This window comes from Deferrisoma palaeochoriense, assembly GCF_054656955.1.
Window position 1 is genome coordinate 1 of sequence record NZ_BAAHXI010000104.1, and the last position, 7,106, is coordinate 7,106.

At 72.9% G+C, this 7,106-nt stretch carries 8 protein-coding genes; 1 reads left to right on the forward strand and 7 read right to left on the reverse strand.

Annotation, left to right across the window (positions count from 1 at the left end; all coding sequences use genetic code 11):
* Positions 1 to 262: 262 nt before the first annotated feature.
* From ACYQ8L_RS17620 to ACYQ8L_RS17650, 7 genes are all read right to left on the reverse strand, one after another.
* Positions 263 to 988 carry a PIG-L deacetylase family protein gene (locus tag ACYQ8L_RS17620; protein WP_459943131.1) on the reverse strand — a complete coding sequence of 242 codons (726 nt, stop codon included), beginning with the start codon at positions 986 to 988 and terminating at the stop codon, positions 263 to 265.
* A 92-nt stretch (positions 989 to 1,080) separates the two neighbouring features.
* Positions 1,081 to 2,280, reverse strand: coding sequence for a glycosyltransferase (locus ACYQ8L_RS17625; RefSeq protein ID WP_459943132.1), 1,200 nt, complete (start codon positions 2,278 to 2,280; stop codon positions 1,081 to 1,083).
* Complete coding sequence (locus tag ACYQ8L_RS17630; protein WP_459943133.1) at positions 2,277 to 3,230, reverse strand: GNAT family N-acetyltransferase; 954 nt, start codon at positions 3,228 to 3,230, stop codon at positions 2,277 to 2,279. The genes ACYQ8L_RS17625 and ACYQ8L_RS17630 overlap by 4 nt, the downstream gene beginning before the upstream one ends.
* Positions 3,227 to 4,471 carry a CysS/YqeB C-terminal domain-containing protein gene (locus tag ACYQ8L_RS17635; protein WP_459943134.1) on the reverse strand — a complete coding sequence of 415 codons (1,245 nt, stop codon included), beginning with the start codon at positions 4,469 to 4,471 and terminating at the stop codon, positions 3,227 to 3,229. The genes ACYQ8L_RS17630 and ACYQ8L_RS17635 overlap by 4 nt, the downstream gene beginning before the upstream one ends.
* 110 nt (positions 4,472 to 4,581) lie before the next feature.
* Positions 4,582 to 5,421 carry a DMT family transporter gene (locus tag ACYQ8L_RS17640; RefSeq protein ID WP_459943135.1) on the reverse strand — a complete coding sequence of 280 codons (840 nt, stop codon included), beginning with the start codon at positions 5,419 to 5,421 and terminating at the stop codon, positions 4,582 to 4,584.
* The gene (locus ACYQ8L_RS17645) at positions 5,418 to 5,864 is read right to left on the reverse strand and encodes a PIN domain-containing protein (protein WP_459943136.1); all 447 of its coding nucleotides are present in this window, start codon (positions 5,862 to 5,864) and stop codon (positions 5,418 to 5,420) included. Before ACYQ8L_RS17645 ends, ACYQ8L_RS17640 begins: the two co-directional genes overlap by 4 nt.
* Positions 5,861 to 6,112: an AbrB/MazE/SpoVT family DNA-binding domain-containing protein gene (locus ACYQ8L_RS17650; protein WP_459943137.1), complete on the reverse strand. Its 252-nt coding sequence runs from the start codon at positions 6,110 to 6,112 to the stop codon at positions 5,861 to 5,863. Before ACYQ8L_RS17650 ends, ACYQ8L_RS17645 begins: the two co-directional genes overlap by 4 nt.
* Before the next feature lie 566 nt (positions 6,113 to 6,678).
* On the opposite strand from ACYQ8L_RS17650, the gene ACYQ8L_RS17655 reads away from it, so the two are divergent.
* Entirely contained in the window at positions 6,679 to 7,095 is a 417-nt protein-coding gene (locus ACYQ8L_RS17655; RefSeq protein ID WP_459943138.1) for a DUF488 family protein, N3 subclade, read from the forward strand.
* The last annotated feature ends 11 nt before the right edge of the window (positions 7,096 to 7,106 follow it).

The window sequence follows — 7,106 nt, forward strand, 5'->3', positions numbered from 1 at the left end:
GCCAGGTTAATAGGAGGCTAGGAGGCTAGGACGCTGGGACGCGAAAAGCTTCGGTGATTCGAGCGTTGGCGCCGGTGCCTACCTTGTGGGAGCGGCCCTCGTACCGGGGGACAGAATTCAGGGGCGAGGCGGCTCAAGTGCCGGGAATCGTGAAATCGTTTGGCAGTTCCGCGCCTCCGGCGACCTGCGGCGGTTCGTGCCTCCTGACTTCTGTCTTCCGAAATCTGGCTTCCGGCACGCGGGCCTTCGGCCCGGATCGCGGCTACGGCAGCGCCACGGCGCGGTGGAACGCTTCGGCGAGGTCGTAGTCCGTTCCGGCGGCCGCCTCCCGGGCCTTCTGCCGGAGCCACTCGGCCGGATCGGCGAAGGGGAGGCCCTGGAGCTGGCTTCGGTGGCACCGGAGGGCCTCCACCTTTCGGTCGAACACCCCGGTGATGTCCACCCGGTGGTTGGGGGTCTCGCTGGCCCAGCACCAGACCTCCCGCACCTTGTGGGGCCGGAGCCCCTCGGCCAGGAGGTCGGGGTAGGCCAGGGGGTCCCGGGCGTAGGGGAACACCGCGTCCAGCACCACCTGGCCCACCATCCGGTGGTCCCGGTGCCAAAGGTACCGGCGGTAGGGGTCGGAGGTCAGCACCACCTCGGGCCGGAAGGCCCGGAGCCACCGCACGATCTCCTTTCGGAGTTCGGGCGTGTCCTCCACCCCCTGGTCGGGATACCGGAGAAACACCACCTCGGCCACGCCGAGCACCCGGGCCGCGGCCCGCTGCTCGGCCTCCCGGGTCCGGGCCAGTTCCTGCGGGTCGGCCGCCGGGTCGTCGGTGCCCTTCTCCCCGCTCGTGACGAGCAGGTACCCCACGCGGCGGCCCTCCGTGGCCCAGCGGGCCACGGTGCCGCCGGCCCCGATCTCGGCGTCGTCGGGGTGGGCCGCGATCACGAGGAGATCGACGGGGGAGACGTCCTTCGGGTTCGACGACGGGGTGGGGGGCACGTTCGGGTCTCCTTTACGATTCCCTGAAGCGGGTGGGGGCCGGCTCCGGTTGCAACGCCGGGGATCTGACAACACTTCCGTTGGTGTTGCCATCACCCTTCCGCCGCCCGGGCGGTGCGGGGGCGGAGGAGGTCCAGGTAGAGGGTTTCCAGGCGGCCGGAGGCCTCGGCCCACCCGAACCCGGCCACGGTCCGGCGGATGCGGTCCGGGTCCCGCTCGAGCGCGGCGGCGCCGGCGATCGCCCGGGCCAGCGCCCCGGGGTCCTCCGGGGGGCTGAGGGCGCCGTTCTGGCCGGGCACGATCGCCTCCTCGGCCACCCCCACCCGGCTCGCCGCGACGGGGGTCCCGCAGGCCAGGGCCTCGAGGATCACGAGGCCGAAGCTCTCGTACCGGCTCGGCACCACCGCGGCGTCGGCCGCGGCGTAGAGGGCCGGGAGGTCCGCCTGGGGGCGGGGGCCCAGGTACCGCACCCGGCCGTCCACCCCCGCCGCCCGGGCCATGGCGCGGACCCGCGGGGCGTCGGGCTCCCCCTCGCCCCCCACCACCCAGAGTTCCCACGGGAACGGCAGTCGGGCCGCCGCGGCCAGGAGCACGTCGAGCCCCTTCACCGGAGTGATCCGGCCGACGTAGAGGAGCACGCGCCGGTCCCGGGGCCTGGGCGCCGGGGGCACCGGGCGGAACCGCCCGGGATCGACCCCGCAGGGCACCCGCGCCGGAGCAAGGCCGGGGAACGCCGCCGTCGTGGCCTCGTGTTCGGCCCGGCTCGGCACCGTGACCCGGTCGGCGGTCCGGGCGAGGCGTGCCTCGGCCCGCACCCGGGCCGGGGGCTCGTCCTCCCCGCAGGCGAGGGCGTTTTTGGCCGCGGCGAGGGTGTGGAAGGTCACCACGTGGGGCACCCCCCAGGCGCGGGCCAGGACCTCCCCCGCGAGGCCCGAGATCCAGTAGTGGCTGTGCACCAGATCGTAGCGGGCCCCGGCCCGCCGGCGGAACGCCTCGATCCGCCGGGCGATCGCCGGCGCCCGTTCCGGGAGCCCGGCCCGGTCCGGCGCCCCGGGGTCGAGCTCCACGAGCCGCACCCCGGGGGAGAGCTCCTGCACCCCGTTTCGCAGGGCCCCCGGGGGCGAGGTGAACACGTCCACCCGGTGGCCCCGCAGGGCCAGGTGGCGGGCCGCCTCCCGCACCACCACGCTCATGCCGCCCGTGTCCCGGGCGCCGAGCCGGCCCAGGGGGCTCGAGTGAAGGCACAGGAGCGCCAGGTGAAGCGGCGCGGGGGAGGAAGGAGAGCGGGTCATAGGCGCACCGTCAGGCCCAGGAGCGGCACGGGCCGGCCGCCCAGGCGGAACTTGTAGGGTTCGTCCCCCCGCAGGAACGAGTACCGCCGGCAGCCCCGTTCGATGGCGTCGCGGACCGAGAAGGCCTTGGCCACCAGGCCGGCGCTCCGGCCGGCCCAGGCCGGGGCGAACCCGTTGTTGTAGAGATAGGCCGTTTCCTCCCATGTGAACCCGAAGGTGGCGGCCACGGGTTCCCCCCCGACCTCCAATAGGCCGAGATCCAGGGCGCCGGTTTCGGCCAGGACCCGCGCGATCCGCTCGAAAAACGCCCGGCGGGCCGGGGTGAGGAACGCGCCCTTGTCCGGGCGGCTTTCGGCGAACAGCCGGAAAAACACCGTAAGGTCGTCGTCCTGCCCCCCGGACCGGCGCCAGGTCACCGAACCGGCCTCCTCGAGCCGCCGGACCTTCCGGCGGACCTCGTGGCGCTCATGCTTGGGGAGGGTCGAGAGGTACTCCTCCCAGGTGGGGGGAAGGGGCATCTCCACCGTGACCCCTGCGGCCGTCGTTGCCACCTCGCAGCCCGTGGCCTCGGCCGCCCGAAGGAGGTCCGCGTCGGGGCGCACCGCCTCGGCCGTGAGCCGGCGAACCCCCCGGTCCCGCAGGAGGGCCCGAACCCCCTCCCAGCCCTCCCGCTCCCGGCCGGGAGAGACCGCCAGGTCGGCGTAATCGCACAGGTCGGGGCTCCCGGCCACCCGGGCCTCGTCGCCCCGGAGCACCACCGGCAGGGCGGCGATCGGGGTGTTCCCCTCCCGGGGCACGATCCAGGTCACGGACTCCCCCCGTCCGACGGTGGGCGCCCAGGCGTTCACCCAGCCCGGGGTCGTGAAGACGGCCGGCCAGCGAAGGCCGCCCAGTTCCGGTTCCCCCACCACGCCCGCGGGGGCCGCCCGAGCCTCGGCCGTTTCCGTCATGAGAGCCTCCAACGGGGCCCCTCGGGGGTGTCCTCCACGGTCACCCCGGCCTCGGCCAGGGCGTCGCGCAGCGCGTCGGCCTCGGCCCAGCGCCGGTCCTTTCGATACCGCTCCCGGGCCGCCACCAGGGCCTCCACGAGGGGGGCGAGGCAGGCCTCGGCGCTCGGCGGCCGCCGGAGCACCTCGGCCCCGAGGAGCACAATCGCCTCCCGCAGGACCTCCCGGGCCTCGGCCCGGGCCGCCTCGTCGGGCTCGGCGGCCACCCGGCGGTCGAGATCCAGCAGGCTCTCCACGGCGGCCCGGGCGTCCCCCCGCTCCAGGGCCTCGTGGAACCGGGCGTCGAGCCGATGCACCTCGTCCCAGAAGTCCGCCTGGTCCTCGGTCGGGGTGACCCCCGCTGCCGGCCCCGGTTCGGCATCCGGACCCGCCGCCCCGCCGATCTCCTCGAGGAGTTCGGCCAGGGGGAGCCGGGTGCCGGCCGGGTAACGCCTCTCCCGGCCGTCGCGGCGAACCGTGAGTCCCCCGATCCCGCGCACCTCGGCCTCGCCGGCCCCCAGGTCCAGGATGGCGGCCGTGTGCTCGTCGAGGCCCAGGATGCCCTGGCCCGGGGGCAGGCGGGCCTCGAGGTCCCGGAACCGGGGTTCCCCCATGTAGCAGAACCGGGTGTCGTGGGTGCCGCCTTCGGCGTTGTTCCAGTGGGGCACCACCACGAGGTCCAGGCCGAAGGCGCCCAGGAGATGGAGGCCCTCGGCCCAGAACGGTTCCTCCCCCACCTTGTAGATCTCGTACACGGGCAACGTGAATCGGCCCACCGTGAGGGCCGCGGCGCTCGCGGCCACGAGGCATGCCCCGGCCCGGATGCGCTCGGTGAGGATCTGGGGAATCGGGGTGTCGCGCCAGTGGCGGAGCGCGTAGGTGGGGCTCCCCGGCCCCACGAGCACGTAATCGGCCGCCCGGAGCGTCCGAAACGCCTCCTCGGCCTCCAGGGGGGAGACGTCGCGCCGGCGAAACGAGGCCACCTCGAGGGGGTGGCCCACCCGGTCGCGGAAGTAGGCCCGGGCCTTCTCGGCGATCTGGTCGGCGTTCAACTGGAACCCGGCCGGGGTGTCCAGGAACACGGCCCGGGGCCCGGCCCGGCGCAGGAGGGCTTTGTGAACCTCCACCATGGTGGCCGTGAACTCGCCGGACCCCATGAGGGCGATGACGCCCCGGGCGGATCGCAGTTCCTCGGTGGGTGGCATGGCGCTCCGGGTGGGATCGGGGTTGGCTTCGCACGGTCGCCGACCGCGGACCGCGGACCGCCGACCGAAGTCCCAAAGTGTACCCGGAAACTCTCGTGCCACCAAACGCCCTATCTCGTGCTACCGGCCCGGGTGGCCTGGACCAACCCCAGGAGGACGAGGCCGAGGCCCACCAGGGCGCCTGGGGGGAGCGCCTCGCCGAAGGCGAGGTACCCGATGCCGAGGGCGAACACCGAACCCAGATAGGAGAGGTGGCTCACCCGGGAGGCCGGCTCCAGGTGGTAGGCCCGGGTCAGTTGGACCTGGGCCGCCTGGGTGAGGAGCCCCACGGCCACGAGCCAGACCCATTGCCATCCCCGGGGCCAAACCCAATGGGTGAGGGTGTAGGGGCCCACCACGGGCAGGGTCACGAGGGGGAAGTAAAAGACGACCACGAGGGGATCCTCCAGCCCGGCCAGGCGCCGGACCAGGTTGTAAGCGAGGGCTGAGAGGAGCGCCGCCGCGATCCCGAGCCCCAGCACGGCCCAGCCGACCCTGGGGTCGAACCCCTTCAGGAGCGCGACCCCGGCGAAGCAGGCGACGAACCAGACCCACTGCCGGCCCGAGGCGGCTTCCCGGAGCCAGAGCCCCGAGAGGGCCACGGTGAACAGCGGGGAGAGGTACTGCACGGTCACCGCGGTGGCAAGCGGCATGTGCTGGAGGGTGTAGAAGTAGAGGAGGAGGGCCGCCGTGCCCGCCGCCCCCCGGGCGAGGAGGAGCCCCTTGTGGGTGCCCCACGGGCTCCTCCCGGCCCGCCGAAGCATCCAGCCGCAGGCCACGAGGGACACCAGCGCCCGGAAGAACACCACCTCGTGGGCCGGGATGGGCCGCAGATGCTTGACCAGGGCGCCCATCACGGTAAAGAGGAGGGTGGCGAGCACCATCCGGCGCTGGCCGGGGGAGAGGATCACGGATTCCCTCGCCCCGCGGCCCGGTCGACGATGGCGTGGAAGGCGGCTCGGGGTGTGAGCACCTGCAGCCCGTGGACCTCGCGGTCGAACAGGGGGCCGAAATGCCTCCGATCGCCGGTGACCAGCGCGTCGCAGCGGGAGGCCACCGCAGCCGCCAAGATGGGAAGATCCTTGTCCGGAAGTCCCGTTCCCCCGAGCCGATCGATCAGGGCCGGGGGCGGTTCGGGCACCAGGGAAACGAGGGGAACCAGGCGGTTCCAGTCCGGGTTCCGGCCCGGCGCTTTTCGCAAGAGGTTGCGCCGGGCCTCCTCGGCGGCGAACGCGGAAGTGAACAGAGCGCAGAACCCCGCTTCGGCCAGGGAGAACAGGGCCCGAGAATACCCCCCGGAGTTGTGGGCGGCCGCGAACAGGACGTTGGCGTCCAGGAAGAGGGAGGGCCTCATCGCCGGGATCCGAGGAGGCTCGCGAGGCGCTTGCGGTCCTCTTCGGACATCTCGTCGCCGGCCAGAAACTCCGCGACGCGTTCGGCGGAATAGGTTTCGAGCGGATAGACCGCGGCCGCCCGGATCACGATGGCCCCGTCGTCCGTGGCCTCCACGAGAACGGGCGAACCCGTGGGAATGCCGGCCCGCTCGAGCACGGTCCGGGGGATCGACAGTTGGCCCTTCTTACCCAGTTTGGCGAGTTCCATGGAGAATCTCCGGATTCTGGATTTCCGGAAATAGGATAGGCGCCCCCGCCTCCGGGCGCAAGCGGCCGGGGACGTGTCCTGTCCGTTGGGACTTCCGTAGGCCGCGGGGTGGCCCGTTTGCGAAACATCGCCAGGGGGTAGGCGCCGAAGCATGAGTTGGCGGGCGGGGCAAGGGGCCTTCCTCCGGCCGGGCGCGAGTGCCGGCACCGCATCCGCCGCGCAGCCCAGGTCCCGGGCGCTCGCTCCATCGCCTACCTGCCCAGACGCGGCGGGTTCGTGGTACGAGCGACGGAGGCACTGCGCGGCTTTCTGAGGGGGCCGCACCCGGCTCTCCGGAAGGCCCCTTGCCCCCCGGAACGGGGTCGAGGCGCCCGTGTCAGGTTCCAGAGGACAGACGACAGAGGACAGGGGGGCTTTGACACCCGGCCTCTGATTTCTCACCTCTGGTGCGGAAGCCGCTCCCATAGGGTGGGACGAGCGGTGCCGCTGAAATCCAGAAGAAGGGTTTCAGCCTCCTAGCGTCCCAGCCTCCCAGCATCCCAGCGGAAGTTACCTGGAGGCGTGTCATGCTACGGGAAGCGAGCATCTCGGAGATTAAGCGGCTCGGGATCTCCAAGGAGCAACGGGTCTTGGTGAACCGCGGGCGGGGAAACGACGAGCTCGCCCCGTCCGAGGCGCTCCTGGCCGAGTTCATGGAGGCCAAGCGGGGCCTGGAGCGCCGCTGGGGCAAGGGGTCGGCCGAGGCCCACAACCGGGCCTTTGTGGAGTGCCGGTACGAGGAGCGGTTCCGGCGGCAGATCGAGGAGGACCCGCGAGCCCTGGACCGGATCCGAGCGCTGGCCGAGCGGGCCCGGACCGAAGACGTGTACCTCGTGTGCTACGAGGGGCCGGAAAAGGCGTGCCACCGGCGGATTCTGCTCCGGGTCGCCGCCGAGCGGTTCGGGGCCCCGGTGGAGGTCACCGGGGTGGAGCCCAGGTACTAATACCTTCAAAA